Source organism: Holdemania sp. 1001302B_160321_E10, from assembly GCF_015552275.1.
Taxonomy (GTDB): domain Bacteria; phylum Bacillota_I; class Bacilli_A; order Erysipelotrichales; family Erysipelotrichaceae; genus Holdemania.
Map to the genome: position 1 here is coordinate 112,462 of NZ_JADNEM010000010.1, position 16,545 is coordinate 129,006.

Below are 16,545 nucleotides of genomic sequence, written 5' to 3' on the forward strand. Positions count from 1 at the left end.
TTTTAAGCCGTTTCCTTCTTCGTTACCAGAACGGGGAGAGGAAACTGAAAAGAAAACGATGACTTTGAATCAATAATAAAAAGTGAGTCTGGAGAGGGCATACCAATGGACAAGGATAACGGAGAGTTTATTCAATAATTTAAGTCTTTGGTTTTTATTCCATAGTCAATGAAGAGTGAAGCGAGGCTTCCAATCGAAAGACGAAGTTTCGATTGATAAAGCTTGATTCTTAACCGAGGGTGTAAAAATAAGAGAAAAAGACGAAGAATTCCAAAATGGGAAAACGCTTCGTCTTTTATTTCATTCGTGAACAGCACAGTTTCGTAGCGGCAAGAGTAGTGTGAAAAGAGGAAATTAACGATGAAGAAAATAATAGCTTTTATTGTCATAAGTCTATTGCTTTGCGGCTGTGCCTCTGACAAAAAGTCCAGCCTGGGCGCACAGATCAGCCGCAGTCCGAAGATCCAGTCGATTACAGAAGCAGAATTGGAAAGTCTGGCGGATACTGAAGAAAACTATTTCATATTGTTTTGTGCGGGAAAGGATGTTACCTGTCAGGCGATTGTTGAAGATACCCAAAAGCTGAAACTGAGTCAGCCGGCCGCTTACTATTTCTTTGATCTTGAAGATTCCATCACGGCCTGTTCTACGCAGGACGCGAAGGCAGCTGAGCAGGCGATTCAGGATTTTCTGGCGTTTCTGGATCGTTATGCGATCACAAAAATCCCAACCATTCACTATTACAAAGGCGCGAAGTTCATAAAATCGCATAACATTGAAGAATATGAGAACTCTGCTGTTTTGACGGAAGCCGAAGAACAAGCTCGGATTGAAGAATTTAGGAACTGGATGAACAGCGTGGAATAACGATCAAAAACAAAGAAAACACAGACTTTTAGAGCCTGCGCTTTTTTTATGTGTCGGAAGTTTTTACATTGAGTTTACTGATCGTCTTCGGGATCAGAAAGCAGGGTTTTGAGTTCTTTCAGCGGGCGGTGGGGTTCAAGATTTTCCCGTTCCTGTTTGCGATGTTGATGACGGAGCTGCTGGACCTGGACTTCCAGCTCGCGTGAGCTGAGGCGCATCGCGCCCTGCCCCATGATGATCAGCTGTTCCATCCCATCGGAAGTTGCGACGGTAACCTCAAACTGGTCGGCGAGCTGATGCGTGGCTTTTTCGATGTAGGAATCGGCCGTCTGCGAGGTTTTCGTGTAGACGACGTACAGGTTATGCAGCTTCTGAATTGAGCCGGGATTATCCTTGACCTGATACGCGTCGAAGACCAGAATCAGAATTCCGGTGCGGGTTCCCTGGAAGCTGGAAAGCAGCTGGATCAGCTGATCGCGGGCTGCGGACAGATCTTCCCGGGCCAGCACAACAAGCTCACTCCACGAATGAATCATATTGTAACCATCGACTAACAGACATTTCGTCTTGGGCTTCTGCCGCTGGATTTCAATATGTTCCGGCATTTCCTTGCGCTTGACCGGAGCGCGTACCGCCACTTTTTCCTTCGGCTTGTGCGTACGTTCCATGACACGTTTCAGCTCGGCGTCGTCGACGGTATAGCGGTTATGATGATAACCGGAATCGACTGTCTCCACTTTCTGCGGATGCCATTGAGCTTCGATATGCATGTGTTCCTCAACTTCGTCGTAGCGCACAAGAAATCCTGCGCCGTGGCTGCAGAAAACGGAATCCGCAGGGAAGTCGAGATCGCCGTCGCAGTCGTAGCCGATCGCTTCGATCAGTGCCTGTTGATCGGCGCAGGGCTGATAACCTTGAAACGTGCAGACCAGCCGGCCTAAGCCATGGGTATAAGCGGTCAGCTCGGCTTGGTAATTGCGCATTTTGGCAACTGGGGCCGTGCCTTCCAGAATTACCGTGTCGGTCTGATTCTGCGTGATTGCCGACTGCGCCTGCATCCGCTGCAGATCGAACAGCGCACGGCTCAGCTGACCGGCGGGCAGCTCCATGCGGAACTGATAGACCGGCTCCAGCAGCTGGCAGGTTGTCCTGCGCAAACCCTGACGCAGCGCCCGAAGCGTGGCCTGGCGGAAGTCGCCGCCTTCGGTATGTTTGATGTGCGCTTTCCCGGCGATCAGCGTGATTTTGATATCGGTGATCGGCGAGCCGGTTAATACGCCGGGAACTTCGATTTCATCCAGACAGTTCAGCACCATTTTCTGCCACGGCAGCGCTAACCAATCGACCGGGCAGTCGGAAGTCACCTGCACCCCAGAGCCGGGCGGCAGCGGTTCAAGCAACAGATGCACCTCGGCGTAATGGCGCAGCGGCTCGTAATGACCGACGCCTTCCACCGGCGTGCAGATCGTTTCTTTGTAATTGATTTTTCCTTCGTCGAACTCCACGTCCAGGTGAAACCGGCTGGCGATCAGCTGTTTCAAGATCTCAATCTGAACGTTGCCCATGATCTGAATGCGGATTTCCTGCGTCGGCGCGTGAAATTGCAGATGCAGCTGGGGATCTTCTTCCTCTAGCTGCTTGAGCTGACGATATAACGCAAACGGATCGCAGCCCGCCGGCGGGATCAGGCTGTAGCTCAGACAGGCGGAAAGCACCGGCGTCCGAGCGGGCTGCTCAAATCCCAATCCGTCATGAATCCCTAATTTCATCGGTCCTTTCAGGCAACAAACCTGACCAGCCGGAACCTCATTGACCATGGTGAACTGCTCGCCGGAGTACAGCCGCAGCTGATCGACCTTTTCACCGTTGTCCAGCACCTGTTTGGCCTTTAAAACACCGCCGGTAACTTTGACATGCGTCAAGCGCGTGCCCTGGCGGTCGCGGGAAACTTTGTAAACTCGGGCTCCGAAGGTTTCCGGATAGCTTTTCATTGCGGTGTAGGCGTCCAGTCCGTCCAACAGCGCTTCCACGCCGTCCGCTTTCAGCGCGGAGCCGAAATAACAGGGAAAAAGCGAGCGGTCAGCGACCGCGCTCTGGATCTGGGAAGGGGTCAGCGTCCCCTGCTTAAGATAGCTTTCCAGCAGATCGTCGCGCTGCATCGCGATGTTTTCCATCTGCCCGTCCACCTGCGTAAAGTCGATAATCCGCGGATCAAGCTGGGTTTGCAGCGAAGTCATCAGCGCCGCCGCGTCATCGTAAGCAATATCCATCTTGTTGACGAACACAAACGCCGGGACATGATAGGTTTCCAACAGCTTCCAGATCGTATGCGTATGCGCCTGCACGCCGTCGATGCCGCTGATCAGCACGATCGCGTAGTCCAGCACCTGCAGCGTGCGCTCCATTTCCGCGCTGAAGTCGATATGGCCGGGCGTGTCCAGCAGTGTGAATTCGGTTTGCTTCCACGGGAACATCGCCTGCTTTAAAAAGATCGTAATACCCCGGCTGCGTTCCTGATCGTCATAATCGAGGACGGTATCCTGATGATCGACGCGGCCGCGCTTCCGGATTTGATTGGATTGATAAAGAAGACTTTCCGACAAGGTTGTCTTGCCGGCGTCGACATGCGCCAGCGCGCCTAAAATAATCTGTTTCATAGAAAAATTGTATGCGACTTTCCGTGTTTGTTCAAGTCTTTTACCAGCGATTTGCGCCGCTGTGTTTCCAAGGGGAAACGCATCATGCTAAGATGAGCGCTTTTCCGAGTTGATTTTTAACGTCGGAGCGGTCCAGGTTTCAGGCAGGCAGATCAATAACAGCGGATAGAATTCCAGTCTTCCCGCTAACATGACCAGACACAATACCAGTTTGGAAAACGGCGGGAAAGCGGCATAGCTGCCCAGCGGACCAACGCCGTTCAAGCCGGTGCCGGAATTATTCATGCAGGTAAGCACGGCGCTGCCGGCCGTTTCCAGATCCGCGCCAGCCGCCGCTAACAAAATCCAGCCGACGAGGAAAAACGACAGATAAATGAGGATAAACGTTAACGTACGCTGGATTGTGGCTTCCGCAACAGGCTGTCCGTCCAGCGTCGCAATTTTGACAATCTGCGGCTGACGGCTGCGGTGCAGCTCCCGTTTCATGGCTTTTCCTGCCACGATGACCCGGGCGATCTTCAAACCGCCGCCGCTGGAGCCGGTGCAGGCGCCGAGCATTGTGATCAAGGGCAGAAGCAGCCGGCAAAGCTGCGGCCAGCGGTTAAAATCGGCGCTGGCGAAGCCGGTGGTGCTGATCGCGCTGGCGGTTTGGAAGAAGGCCAGCCCCAAGGCATTCACCAACGCTTTTCCATCCAGAATCAGACTGCCCGCAATGATCAGCCAGAATCCCAGAAACAATCCGGCATACCAGCGCAGCTCCTCGTTTTTCAAAGCCTGCGCCGCCCGGCCGGTGACAAACAGCCACACAAGCTTGAGATTGACGCCGAAAATCAACATGAAGAATGCGATGATGGATTCCACGGCCGGGGACTGATAGGCGGCAATCCCAAGATTCCGGGTTGAAAATCCGCCGGTGCCGGCGGTTGCCAAAGCGTGGCAGACACTTTCCCACAACGGCATTTTGGCAAAACATAAGAGGATCGCTTCCACAAGGGTTAATCCGCCATATACCCCACACAGGACCGCCGCGCTCTGCCGGAAGCGGGGAAATAATTTCTCCGCCGCCGGACTGGCTTCTGCTTCCGCCAGATTCATCGTGCTGCCTTGGGAAGCGGGGACAAGCATGACCATAAATACGACGAAGCCCACCCCTCCAATCCACTGCGTCAGTGCCCGCCACAACAGAAGTGAGCGGGGCAGCGCTTCCACGTCGGTCAGGATTGTCGCTCCGGTGGTCGTATAGCCGGAAATAATTTCAAATACGCTGTCGATGAACGAAAGCTGTCCGCTCAAACTCAGCGGCAGCGCTCCGCACAGCGATAAAATCAGCCAGCAGAGTCCGATGCTCAGCAAGCCCTCACGGGCTGAAATCACCCGTTCGCCGCGGCCGTAGCGAAGCAACAGGCTGCCGGGCAGCGCGCAGCATAACATCGGGATCAGAAAAAGGTCGAGCCGTTCCCCTGAAATTGCTGCGAAACATAAGGGAAGGGCCATTGCGGCTGCGGATCCGAGCAGTGAAGCGCCGGCGATCCAACCGGCCAGCTTCCTGTTCATACCGACCGCAGCGGAGTTTCAAGCAGATCCGCGAGACGGTGAACTTGCCCGGCCGGGGCTAAAACAATGATGAAATCGCCGGTTTGCAGCTGATCCCGGCCGCCCGGGATGATCATCTGGGCATGCCGCAGAACCGCGGTGATCAGAATGTTTTTCTTCAACGGCAGCGCCTGTAAAGGCGCGGCGACAATGCGCCGGGCATCCGGCCCGATTTCAAATTCAAGCGCTTCGATCTGACCGCCGGCCAGCGTGTGCAGCGTAATGATCGGATTTTCATCGCGGCTGTCGATCGAACGGACATAGCCGAGAATCTGTTCGGTTGCCAGATCCTTGGGCATGACGGTACGGATTTTGGCTTCGTGCAGGATCGGCAGATAGGAATGCGTATTCTGACGGCAGAAGACCAGGCCGATTTGCCGGCTTCTGCCATACAGCGCAAGCATGGCGTTGATTTCATCGCTGCCAGTCACGGCGATCAGAGCATCCATCGCATCAAAGTTCAATGTCTGTAAAAACGGATGATTGGTCGCATCGCCCCGGCAGACGTCCACTTTATGAAACCAGGTGCTGATGAGGGCGCAGCGGGCCGGATCCTTTTCCACGAGCGTGATCTGAACCGGCTGATCCGCCAGCTGCTGGCAGAGGGATAAGCCGAGATCGCCGCCGCCCAGAATAAGAAGCTGCCGGATTCCGGTTGTCCGCAGTTTTAAGCGGCTGAACAATGCCAGCGCTTGGGAACGCGAAGCGGTCAGGGTTAAATGATCCCGGGCCTGGACGATGAAATCGCCGCGGGGGATCGAAGCCTGATCGCCGCGCAGACACAAGCTGAACAAATAGCGGCCGGGATAGGCTTTGCGGATTGCCGTCAGATTCTTTCCGATCAGCGCTGAACCGGGCTGAACCTCGAATTCCATCAGTTCCACGCGCCCGGCAGAAAAGCTGTCGACATTGACCGACGCCGGAAATTCCAGAATTCTGACCAGCTCCCGGGCTGCCAGTTCGTCCGGATTCAGCGACAGCGATAAGTTTAAATCCTGACTGAGTAAGGACAGAGATTTTAAAGCGGTGGATTCCTGCATCCGGATTAAGGCGATCCGACAGCCTGAATGCCGGGCCATTAACGCGCTGAGCATGTTGGCTTTTTCATCGCGGGTTACGGCGATAAACAGATAGGCATGATCTGCCCCGGCGGCATTTTGAACGTCGAGGTCCAGCGCGGATCCCTGCAGGCATAAAACGTCGAGCTGGCGGCTGACGCGCTGGCAGACTTCGGGATCCGCGTCGATAACGGTGACGTTATGCCCTTCTTTCATCAAGGTGCGGGCCAGATGATAGCCGACGTTGCCGCAGCCGGAAATAATGATATTCATAAGCGTTCCTCCTGATTGATCGGAGGGCTTCCCGCTTCGGACAAGCTGGCGGGCAGTCCGTGAGGTTGTTCTTTTCTTCATTATAGCATGCGGATCTGTTCTCTACCGGACTGTTTCTGATTTCGGGAAAACGAAAGTGGTAGAAAAAGGATGAAAACGGAATGGATCAGGGATAACGCTTAAGAAGCAGAAAAAAACCCGGAAAATTCCGGGCTTTCTAAGTAAAGAGATCCGACGCTATAAGCAGCGGTCCAGAATCTCCAGCACTTCTTCAATCTTCGCTTCGGCGTCTTCCGGTTGGCCATGCATCGCGTCCTTCACGCAGCCGTGAATGTGGGCGCTTAAAATCTCCTGATTGACCTTTGCCAGAATCGCCGAGGCGGCCTGGATCTGGTTGGAGATGTCGATGCAGTAGCGGTCGTCCTCGACCATCCGGATCACGCCGTCGATCTGTCCCCGCGCTGTTTTTAACAGCTGCAGGGTGCGGGCGGCGTCGGCTTTCATTTACGCGACGGAAACGACTTCGTATCCCGCATCGGTAACGGCCTGGATCAGCGCGCTGTCTTCCACCGGCTGGCTGCAGCTGACGACCGCTTTCTTTTCGTCCAGCGTGACCTCTGCTTTTTCGACGCCGGCGACGGCGTTGAGCGCGGCTTCGACGCGGGCCTTGCAATGAGCGCAGGCCATTCCGTTTACGATCATAGTTTTTGTCATGTTCTTTTCTCCTTTATTTTTAAATTCAATATGCTGGACGGCAACCTGCGCGGCAGGCGCCGAGGAAGACTCCGGGAGTCCGGCCGGGCGCGGACTGGAGAATAATTTCAGCCGCAGCGCGTTGGAAACGACGCTGACGGAGCTTAAGCTCATCGCCGCCGCGCCGAACATCGGATTCAGCTTCCAGCCTAACAGCGGAATGAACACGCCGGCGGCCAGCGGAATCCCGATGCTGTTGTAGATCAAAGCCCAGAACAGATTCTGCTTGATGTTGCGCAGGACAGCTTTGGAGAGCTTGATGGCCGTGACGGCGTCCCACAGATCGCTTTTCATCAAGACGATATCGGCGGATTCAATCGCCACGTCTGTTCCCGCGCCGATCGCGATGCCGACGTCCGCCTGGGCCAGCGCCGGGGCGTCGTTGATGCCGTCGCCAATCATGGCGACCTTGCGGCCTTCGGCCTGAACCTGGCTGACGACCCGCTGCTTATCGGACGGCAGAACCTCGGCGATCACGTTGTCGATCCCGGCCTGGGCGGCGATCGCCTGGGCCACCTGCGGGTTGTCGCCGGTCAGCAGGATCACGTCGATTCCCATCCGTTTGAATTCAGCGACCGCGGCGCGGCTGGTCGGTTTGATCGTATCAGCGACGGCGATCATTCCCAGAACCACTCCGCTCTGGGCGATGAACAACGGCGTGCGGCCCTGCGATGCGGCGTTGTGATGCAGCTGTTCGATCTGCTTGTCCGCCAGTCCCATCGCCTGCATCATTCTGAGATTGCCGGCAGCGGTCGGCTGGCCGTCGATCAACGCCCGAACACCCTGGCCGGCGATGTTCTCGAATTGATCAACGGATTGGATCTTGGCATTTTGTTTCTGACCATAGCGCACGATCGCTTCCGCCAGCGGATGCTCGGACACCGCTTCCAAGGAAACGGCGGCGTCCAGCAGCGCGGCTTCGCTTTCGCCCAGAACCGTGACCTCGGTGACTTCCGGCTTGCCGGTTGTGACCGTGCCGGTTTTATCCAGAATGACGGTTTGTAAGGAATGCGCTGTTTCCAGCGCTTCGCCGGATTTAATCAGAATACCGTTCTCCGCACCCTTGCCGGTGCCGACCATGATCGCGGTCGGTGTTGCCAGCCCCAGCGCGCACGGACAGGAAATGACCAGGACGGCGATTCCGATCGATACCGCGAAGCTGATTGATTCGCCCAGAAGCAGCCAGATGACGGCGGCCGCCAGGGCGATCGTGATTACAACGGGAACGAAGACGCCGCTGACCTTGTCGGCCAGCTTGGCGATCGGCGCTTTGGAGGCTGACGCTTCTTCTACCAGCCGGATGATCTGCGAGAGCGTGGTGTCCTCACCGACCAGCGTCGCTTCCATTTCCACCGCGCCGCTTTTGTTGACGGTTGCGCCGATGATCTTTTCACCGACGGTGCGTTCGACCGGAATGCTTTCGCCGGTGATCGCCGATTCGTCAAAGGCCGCGCTGCCCTGTACGATCACGCCGTCGACCGGTACGCTCTGGCCCGGCTTGACGCGGAGGCGGTCGCCCGGGCGGACATCCTCGACGGGAATTTCCACGAACTCTTCACCGCGGCGGACCCAGGCAGTTTTCGGCGCGAGATCCATCAGCTTGGCGATCGCTTCCGAGGTTTTGCCCTTGGAGCGGGTTTCCAGATATTTGCCCAGCGTGATCAAGGTCAGAATCATCGCCGAAGTCTCAAAATACATGTCCATCGCCCAGCTGTGAACCTTGACCATATCCTGCGCGCCCAGTCCCATGCCGATTTCATACAGCGCGATCACGCCGTAGACGATCGCGGCGGCGGAACCGATGGCGATCAGCGAATCCATGTTCGGCGAGCGCCGGAACAGGTTCTTGAAACCGTTGGTAAAGTAGTGGCCGTTGACGATCACAACCGGCAGACACAACAGAAACTGCGTCAGCGCAAAGTTCATCGTGTTTTCATGACCGAGGAAAAACGCCGGAAGCGGCCAGCCCATCATGTGGCCCATCGACAGATAGAACAGCGGAAGCATGAAGACGACGGAGATGATAAAATGGGTCTTCATCGTTTTGATCTGCTTCTCCATCGGATTTTCCGCGGCTGACGCTTTGGAAGCCGCCGCGGGTGCGCCGTGCTCCTCGGCGTGATAGCCGGCCTGTTCGACAGCCTGCAGAATCTTATCGCTGGTCAGCTGATTTTCATCGAAGCTGACGGTCATCTTGTTCGCCAACAGATTGACGTCGCATTGTTCGACGCCGTCCAGCTTGCGCACGCCGCGCTCGATCGCAGCGCTGCAGGCGGAGCAGCTCATGCCTGTAACATCATAAGTTTTCTTCATTTCATCACCTCGAGTACCCCACCCCTAGGGGGTGTATGGAAGTAGCATAACGCACATCGTTTTTTCTGTCAATCGCAATGCTTTTTCAAGACTCGAATTCCTTATCTTTTCAGGACTTAAATTCCTTGCTTTTTCATAACTTAAATTCCTTTGCGGTCCCCGATCCTTTATATAGGATAAACCGGCCGGGTCAAATCATACCCGGTCAGGATGAGAAAAAGAAAAAGGACGCGTTAACGTCCCTGAAATGGAAGCAGAAGCGCTTCGGGAGTTTTCCGCGGGCGCGGAGCGGGCTGTTCGGCCGGGTAGCCCAGCGCAATAGCGGAGACTAACTGCAGCTGAGGATAACCTACATAGGCGCAGATTTCCTTTTCCGTATATTCGGTATCGCGGATCCACAAAGCGCCTAAGCCGAGGTTCACCGCTTCCAGACAAACATGCTCGATTGCGGCGCCGATGGATAACAGATCACCGGGGATCCACAGCTCGTCCGGTTCTCTGAAGACAAGCATCAGGACAGGCGCGTTTTGTATAATCTGAGCGGTGTGCCTGGAACTGTTGACATAGCCGGGCAGTTCTTCATCGTGACTTTCAAACAGCTGAAGCATAATCCCGGCGACCTGATCTTTCCGGCCATCCTCTAAAATCATAAATTGCCAGGGCTGGCGGTTTTTCGCCGACTGACACAGCCGCGCGGCTTCGATCAGCTTTTCCAGTTTGGCTTTTTCCACAGGTTTTGTTTCAAACTTGCGGATACTTCGCCGCTGTGCGATTACTTCTTCCAATTCCATGATTGAACCTCCTTTTTGCGTTCTTTTTCCAGTGTCAAATCTGAATTGGGACCTTGATCCTATTGTAAAGGATCGCGCGAGGAAAATCATCGAATTGAATGAAAAACAGGGGCGAAATCATCGAAATAGTAAAAATTTTAAAAAAATCAAAAAAAAGAGGGGCTTTTTTCAATTTTGCGCAATATTAATACTAGAGGGACGATTTCCCTGTTCCAGACTGATTTCTGTTTGCAACTTCCTTCAAACCTCCAAATACGGATCGTCCCTCTCCCCTTATTCAAAAAAACAATTCTGAAGCATTGAAAACAGTCTGACCGTTTTACAAGACCGTTGAAGGAAAGCGTTGGTTGTTTCCTTGTTCTGATCAAGTCTGAATCCGAGGGTATTGTTCAGCCTGATGGCTGGCCTGCGTTACTTTCTGCGAAGACAAAAAGCGGGAACGCCAAAAGAAAACCGGGATTATTCCCGGCGTTTGACGATATTCAGCTGGTACAATTCGGGATGCATATACAATTCGTCGAAATCGAAAATCTTCCCGTTTTTCATATAAACTGTATTTGCGATCTTGATGATCGGCATCTTGGGATCGCAGCGCAGGATTTCCGCAATGTATTCGGGCGGGAAAATCGCCGAGATATTCTGATAGTCACAGTCGATGTCGTAGCCGTTTTTTTCGGCATAGTCGTATTTTGAGGATTCCAGAATTTTAATCGACATGTCGGGATGCAGATCGACGGCCATGTAGGTACGTTCAAACATGATCGGTACGTCGTCGGCCATCCGCGTCCGCTCGATGTAGTAAATCCGATCCTCCGGCCGGATGCCGAGAATCCGCGCGACGGTCTTGCCGGCGGTGGTCACGGAAAAGGTATTGACGATGGAGGTCGGCACTTTTCCCATGTCCCGCATATCGTCGCTGAAGCTTTTGATCAGCGGGGTGCGTTGGATGACGTTGGGCTTGGCGACGAACGAGCCGCTGCCCTGATTGCGGTAGATGTAGCCCCGGGTGGTCAGATTGCCCAGGGCCTGACGGACGGTTACGCGCGAGACGCCGTATTCCCTGGACAGCTCAGCCTCGGTGGGAAGCAGGTCGTCCGTGACGTATACGCCGCTGTTGATTTTATCAATCAGATCATTTTCAATTTGTTTATATCGCGGAATCCGCGCTTGCTTTGAGCTTGCCATGGTTTCACCTTCTGTGCCAATCATAGCATATTTGTATTATTATGACAAGAAAGAAAGGGGTTAATAGTAATACAAATTGAGAAAATGTGACTTGAATTGATAATAAATTACAAAATTTGTATTGATAAATTTAGATATTGATAATACAATGGACTCGGAGATAAACCTTGAGGGGTTTATGAGAAATAGGGAGGAAAAACTTTATGTCTTTAATTCAGGCACTCCTGATAGGCGTATTCGCTTATCTCGGCCGAAACCAGGTACCATGGCTGTTTGGTACGACTGGCGGATTCTACTGTGTCGGCAGACCGTTGGTAGCGGGCGCTATCGTCGGTTTGATTCTGGGGGACGTCACCACCGGCGTATTGTGCGGCGTAGCGGTTCAGGCGATGTATCTGGGCCAGATCGTCGCGGGCGGCGCGATGCCGTCTGATGTGAACTACGCGGCGTTTATCGGTATTCCGTTAGCGATGGTCGCGGGCGGCGGCGCGGAAGCGGCGATCGCGTTAGCCATTCCGTTAGGCGCGTTAGGCACCGCGATGCACAACTTCACGATGACGGTCAACTCGTATTGGGTTCACCGGGGCGATAAATGTGCGGAACAGGGCAATGTTTCGGGAATCGCCCGCAACAACCTGTGCGGCACAATTCTGCATTTAGTTGAACGCGTCAGCGTCGTAACGATCGCCTGCTACTTCGGCGCTCCGGCTGCGGAAGCGATTCTGCACGCACTGCCGCCGATCGTCTTACAGTTTTTGCAGGTTGCCGGCAAGATGCTTCCGGCGCTGGGCTTCGCGCTGCTGCTGAAGCAGATCGTTGCCGAAAAGTGGATGATCGTGCTGTTCTTAATGGGCTGGATCATCACTCAGGCGACCGGCATGACGACGACCGCGTTAACCATTATGGCCGTCGGCGTCGCGCTGCTGTTCGTTATGGCGAAATATAACGGCGCCGGCAACGCGGCTGCCGCGGATGAAGGAGGAGATTACGATGAGTAAGAAACTGGACCGCAAGGACGTTAAGAACGCCGCATGGACTTGGATGTTCTTCCACCACTGCGCGCAGAACTTTGAACGTATGCAGGGTTTGGCCTTCTGTCATACGATGTCGAAACCTCTGGAAAAGTTATACGGCGATAATCCGGAGGAACTGAAAGCGGCGCTGACCCGCCACATGCAGTTCTTCAATACGGAACCGCAGTTGGGCAGCGTCATCCCGGGCATCACGATCGCTCTGGAAGAAGCGCGGGCCAACGGCGGCGAAGTCGACGCGGAACTGATCATGGGCACCAAGAATGCCCTGATGGGTCCGTTTGCCGGCATCGGCGATTCCATCTTAATGGGAACCTACAGCCCGATCCTGCTTTCGATCGCAATCGGTTTGTCCGCCGGCGGTTCGCTGATCGGCGCGATCTTCTTTGTGATCGCCTGGCTGGGCACCGTCATTCCGTTAAAATACTTCATGTTCATGAAGGGCTATGATTTAGGCATGGATGCCGTCAAGCTGTTGATGAACAAGGAAATCAAAGATAAGATCACGACTGCACTGACGATGGTCGGTCTGATCGTTATCGGCGGCGTCGCTTCGACGACTGTGGCTGCGCCGATCAAGTTTGTCTTCACGGCAGGAGAAATGACCGTTTCGATTCAGGAAATCCTGAACAAGATCATGCCGACTTTGGTCCCGATGTTGGTCACCGTGGGCTGCTGGCTGCTGGCGGACAAAAAGGGCTGGAACAGCAACAAGCTGATTCTGGGCATCCTGGGTCTGGCCGCCGTCATGGTTCTGTTAGGCATTATGTAATTCACGACAGTCAGGCGCTGATTGCGCCTGTCTGTTTCATCAGAAAATGAATCTTCATTCTCTGATGAAACAGAAATGAGTGTAAACAATAACGATAAAGGGAGGAAATAGACGTATGGATTATAAAATTCTTTGGACGGATATGCACAGCAACATCCACCACGAACAGATGAACGAACTGCCGCAATGGTTTGACCAGGTACAGAAGATGATGGATTTCTGGCCAATCGCCTATTATCCTTATACCATGCGCAAGGATGAAACGGGGCTGGGCGTGGAAGACCGTTATCCATTAGACGTAATTGAAAAAGACTGGGAAGCACTGCGCGAGTTTACGGAGAAAGTCAACGCCGCCGGATTCCCGATGTTTATGGGCTACGAGTGGCAGGGCGCCGGACAGGATGGCGATCACAATGTTTTCTGCAAGGATAACCGGCAGAAGATGGAATATCCGCTGCGCTATGCGGATCTGGTCCAAGCCTATGCGGGTAAGGACGTGATCGGGATTCCGCATCATCTGGCTTATCAGCTGGAAAACCGCGGCAAGAACTGGGCCACGCATAACGAAGCCTTCTCGCCGTTTGTGGAAATCTATTCTTCCCACGGCAGCAGTGAAAACGACAACGGCCCGATTGAAATGACGCGCCATGTCCACATGGGACCGCGGACGGGCGAAACCTGTGTTGAACGGGGGTGGGAAGATGGCTACAAATTCGGCGTCATCGCCTCGGGCGACAACCATTCCGCTCCTTGCGTCTATGGCTTTGGCTACATGGCCTGCTTAGCCGAGGGCAACACGAAGGAAGCGATCTGGGACGCGATGCAGAAGCGTCATACCTACGGCGTATCGAAGGATCGGATTCAGGTCAGGATGCAGGTCGACGGCAAGCTGATGGGCGATGTCATCGAACCAAATCCGAAAGCGAAACTGACGCTGGACGTGATCGGCAGCGACGCGATCGACCGGATTGAAGTCATTGAAGACAATCAGGTTGTGGAGATGATTCCGCATACCTCCACCTGGGAGCGCAAGCCGCTGGGTGAGACGATCCGTTTCAAATTTAAAGTGGAATTCGGCTGGGGACCGGACCGCCGGATTTTCCCGGACATCGCTTCGCGTCAATGGAAAGGCGCGCTGGAAGTTCCAGGTGGAAAACTCCTCAGCATCGAAAAATGCTGGAGCAACTTCGGACAGGATCTGCACGACGTGACGGATAACCGCTGCGAATTTGATCTGACAACGTACAAGACAACGGCCACTGGCAAGTGGATGGGACCGTCGGCTGTCACGACGGAAGGCTTTATCTTTGAAGTGGAAACCGATCGGGAAGGCACGGTGCTGCTGAGCATCGACGGCGTTGAATATCCGCTGGCAGTCGGGGATCTGTTAAAGACCTCGCGGGTCGTGGAGCTGGAAGAGGAAGCGCGTCAGCTGGTGAAAGATCGCTTTAACTTCACAGATTATTACCGGACTGATCCGTGGTGGCATAACGCGTATAAATTCAAAATCGGCCAGGCCGTTGTGGAAAACGGCTATCATGTCCAGCTGGAAAGAACGCTGGATCTGAGCGACGTCAAGCACCTGCGCTTACGGATCTGGGAAAGAAACGGAGGATGCGCCTGGACAAGCCCGGTCTTTGTTGAAAAGAAAGGGGAATAGTCATGAATATTCTGTATATCCACACCCATGACAGCGGCCGGATGGTAAGCCCCTACGGCGTAAACGCGCCGACGGACAATCTGTTGGCGTTTGCCAGGGATGCCGCTGTGTTCACCCAGGCATACTGCGCGGGGCCGACCTGTTCGCCCAGCCGCGCGGCGCTGCTGACAGGGACTTATCCGCATCAAAACGGGATGCTTGGTCTGGCTCAGCGGGGCTTTGGACTGACCGACTATCGACGCCATCTGGCGCAGTTTCTGGGGCGTCATGGCTATCATACTGTCCTGTGCGGCATCCAGCATGAATCCGGCTGGTATCTGGATGCCGATGCGCCCGGCAAGCTGGGCTACAACGAGGTGCTGACCGCTTCCGCAGATCCGTATAAAAAGGAAGACCTGCATCTGTGGGACGCCATCAACGCCGATCATGTCTGCCAATGGCTGGATCAGGCCAAAGCGGACGAACCGTTTTTCCTCAGCTATGGCATGCACAGCACGCATCGCCCTTATCCGGTTGAGATCTGCGAGGCGGTGGATGAGCGCTATGTACGCCCGCCGTTTCCGATCGACGACAATGGGGAAACCCGGCACGATCAGGCACAGTTTCTGACTTCAGCCTATTACATGGATCAGAATTTCGGCAAGGTGATCGCCAAGCTGAAGGAAACAGGGCTGATGGAGAAAACAATCGTGATGTTCACGACCGATCACGGCGTTGCACTGCCGTTTAATAAATGCAATCTGACCGACAGCGGGATCGGCGTATCGCTGATCATGCGGGTGCCGGGGGCGAAGGCCAACGGCCAGGTGATCGACGCCTTGGTTTCGCATGTCGACGTGATGCCGACGCTGTGCGATCTGCTTCAGCTGGAAAAACCAGACTATCTGGAAGGCACCTCGTTTGCGGAAGTCTTCGAGGACATCAGCGCGGAGCCGGTCTCCGAGATCTTTGCCGAGGTGAATTTCCATACCAGCTATGAACCGATCCGCTGCGTGCGCACGCGCCGGTATAAATATATCCGCTACTATGATGAAAGCTGGACGAAGCTGAACCTGTCGAATATGGACTCGTCGGCGTCCAAGGATTTCTACATGCGCAACGATTTAGCTACGCAGACAAAAGATACGGAAGCGCTGTACGACTGTTATTACGATCCGGGTGAGCGGAAGAATCTGGCGCAGGATCCGCGCTATCAGGAAATTCTGGAAGACCTGCGTGAAAAACTCAGAACGTTCCAGATCCGGACGCAGGATCCGATCCTTCACGGTGAGCTGGAAATGAAGCCGGAGTACAAGGTAAACAGAAAAGAATGCGTCAACGCGTCAAGCAAGGATCCGCAGGATTACGATCCGCGCGGGCGCTGGCAATAAATAAGCGAAAGTAAAGCGCTGAGAAACGGAAAATTCCGGTTCTATAAATTTTGGTGTTGGTAGAAACCAACGCCTTTTTTTCTTGAGCATAAAAAAAAGAGACATAGGTAAGAATTTCCGTTACAATAAAATCACCACAAATTACAGAAAGGAAATCTCACTATGTCCATTACTCATTCTATCGTATCTGTTCTCAATTTAAAAGATCCTCATCTTCATTTC

General features: G+C 54.0%; 12 protein-coding genes. 5 read left to right on the forward strand and 7 right to left on the reverse strand.

Translation table 11 applies throughout. The features are described 5' to 3' along the window. The first annotated feature begins 360 nt into the window (after positions 1–360). On the forward strand, positions 361–867 hold the full coding sequence (locus I2D94_RS08045) for a hypothetical protein (RefSeq protein ID WP_072683804.1): 507 nt from the start codon (positions 361–363) through the stop codon (positions 865–867). A gap of 74 nt (positions 868–941) precedes the next feature. Here I2D94_RS08045 and I2D94_RS08050 read toward each other — a convergent pair whose 3' ends face one another. The 7 genes from I2D94_RS08050 to I2D94_RS08080 all read right to left on the reverse strand — a co-directional run bounded on the left by I2D94_RS08050 (position 942) and on the right by I2D94_RS08080 (position 11,490). Continuing rightward, positions 942–3,524 (reverse strand): translation factor GTPase family protein, encoded by a 2,583-nt coding sequence (locus tag I2D94_RS08050; protein WP_072683803.1) that lies wholly within the window; start codon positions 3,522–3,524, stop codon positions 942–944. A gap of 87 nt (positions 3,525–3,611) precedes the next feature. Further along, positions 3,612–5,078 carry a TrkH family potassium uptake protein gene (locus I2D94_RS08055; protein ID WP_195396223.1) on the reverse strand — a complete coding sequence of 489 codons (1,467 nt, stop codon included), beginning with the start codon at positions 5,076–5,078 and terminating at the stop codon, positions 3,612–3,614. Then, complete coding sequence (trkA, locus tag I2D94_RS08060; RefSeq protein ID WP_195396224.1) at positions 5,075–6,448, reverse strand: Trk system potassium transporter TrkA; 1,374 nt, start codon at positions 6,446–6,448, stop codon at positions 5,075–5,077. The genes I2D94_RS08055 and trkA overlap by 4 nt, the downstream gene beginning before the upstream one ends. 237 nt (positions 6,449–6,685) lie before the next feature. Next, on the reverse strand, positions 6,686–6,952 hold the full coding sequence (locus tag I2D94_RS08065; protein ID WP_006059334.1) for a metal-sensing transcriptional repressor: 267 nt from the start codon (positions 6,950–6,952) through the stop codon (positions 6,686–6,688). Beyond that, complete coding sequence (locus I2D94_RS08070; RefSeq protein ID WP_072683799.1) at positions 6,953–9,514, reverse strand: heavy metal translocating P-type ATPase; 2,562 nt, start codon at positions 9,512–9,514, stop codon at positions 6,953–6,955. It abuts the gene before it with no gap. A 233-nt stretch (positions 9,515–9,747) separates the two neighbouring features. Then, complete coding sequence (locus tag I2D94_RS08075; protein ID WP_072683798.1) at positions 9,748–10,305, reverse strand: nitroreductase family protein; 558 nt, start codon at positions 10,303–10,305, stop codon at positions 9,748–9,750. Positions 10,306–10,764: 459 nt separating this feature from the next. Beyond that, a complete protein-coding gene (locus I2D94_RS08080; protein ID WP_072683797.1) occupies positions 10,765–11,490 on the reverse strand; it encodes a GntR family transcriptional regulator in 726 nt (241 codons plus the stop codon). A gap of 203 nt (positions 11,491–11,693) precedes the next feature. On the opposite strand from I2D94_RS08080, the gene I2D94_RS08085 reads away from it, so the two are divergent. The 4 genes from I2D94_RS08085 to I2D94_RS08100 all read left to right on the forward strand — a co-directional run bounded on the left by I2D94_RS08085 (position 11,694) and on the right by I2D94_RS08100 (position 16,323). Further along, positions 11,694–12,488: a PTS sugar transporter subunit IIC gene (locus tag I2D94_RS08085; protein WP_072683796.1), complete on the forward strand. Its 795-nt coding sequence runs from the start codon at positions 11,694–11,696 to the stop codon at positions 12,486–12,488. Beyond that, positions 12,481–13,293, forward strand: a complete 813-nt coding sequence (locus I2D94_RS08090) for a PTS system mannose/fructose/sorbose family transporter subunit IID (RefSeq protein ID WP_229056804.1) — start codon at positions 12,481–12,483, stop codon at positions 13,291–13,293. Before I2D94_RS08085 ends, I2D94_RS08090 begins: the two co-directional genes overlap by 8 nt. A 115-nt stretch (positions 13,294–13,408) precedes the next feature. Continuing rightward, positions 13,409–14,953 carry a DUF3604 domain-containing protein gene (locus tag I2D94_RS08095; protein ID WP_229056805.1) on the forward strand — a complete coding sequence of 515 codons (1,545 nt, stop codon included), beginning with the start codon at positions 13,409–13,411 and terminating at the stop codon, positions 14,951–14,953. Positions 14,954–14,955: 2 nt separating this feature from the next. Then, complete coding sequence (locus I2D94_RS08100; RefSeq protein ID WP_195396226.1) at positions 14,956–16,323, forward strand: sulfatase; 1,368 nt, start codon at positions 14,956–14,958, stop codon at positions 16,321–16,323. Positions 16,324–16,545: the final 222 nt, after the last annotated feature.